The organism is Vibrio sp. 378 (assembly GCF_033339435.1).
Window position 1 is genome coordinate 1 of the sequence record NZ_JAWOUO010000675.1, and the last position, 648, is coordinate 648.

At 43.5% G+C, this 648-nt stretch carries 1 protein-coding gene and 1 pseudogene; one reads left to right on the forward strand and one right to left on the reverse strand.

From position 1 onward, the window contains the following. Positions 1-81 (reverse strand): annotated as a pseudogene (locus tag R7Q48_RS28200) (sterol desaturase family protein); the annotation flags it as partial. A gap of 154 nt (positions 82-235) precedes the next feature. On the opposite strand from R7Q48_RS28200, the gene R7Q48_RS28205 reads away from it, so the two are divergent. Further along, a partial coding sequence (locus R7Q48_RS28205; RefSeq protein WP_318133618.1) for a DTW domain-containing protein occupies positions 236-648 on the forward strand: 413 nt, incomplete at its 3' end.

Below are 648 nucleotides of genomic sequence, written 5' to 3' on the forward strand. Positions count from 1 at the left end.
CCAAAGAGTACACAGCAACAATACGCCAATAAAACAGCTAAGTCGCAACCAAGATGGGTCGGTAAACGTGTTTTCAGTCACTGATCTTTCCTTCTTCTACGCATTTGTCGCAATAGACCTTAACTAACGTGAGATTCTTTCAATGTTTGGTCTTTAGAGTAATAACGCTGCCGCCTTGTGAGCGAGCGGTTATACCAGTAGAATCGCGCTCTCGTTTTTATTTGGCATTTCCTTCATGAGAATCCACGCTTTCCATCGTTTATATCAGTATCGTCAATCCATCTCAACGAAGCCTTTCAATGCTCGTGGATGCAAAGTTCAGCGCTGCCCATTCTGTCAGGTTTCAGAGCAGCATTGTTTATGTGAATTGCAACCTGATATCGATAGCAATGTCGCGTGCATGCTGATTGTGTCTGAGAACGAAGTGTTTAAGCCAAGCAATACAGGCCGTTTGATTGCTGATACGGTGAAAGAGACTTACGTGTATCAATGGAATCGCACTGAACCTTCACAAGAAATGCTTGATCTTTTGTCCAACGATGACTATCAGCCTGTCATTGTTTTTCCTGCCGATTACGTTGATCAACCTGAGCGATTGCTAGATGGATTACGCTCTGAGCACTTACATCGCACTGATGGTAATAGCAA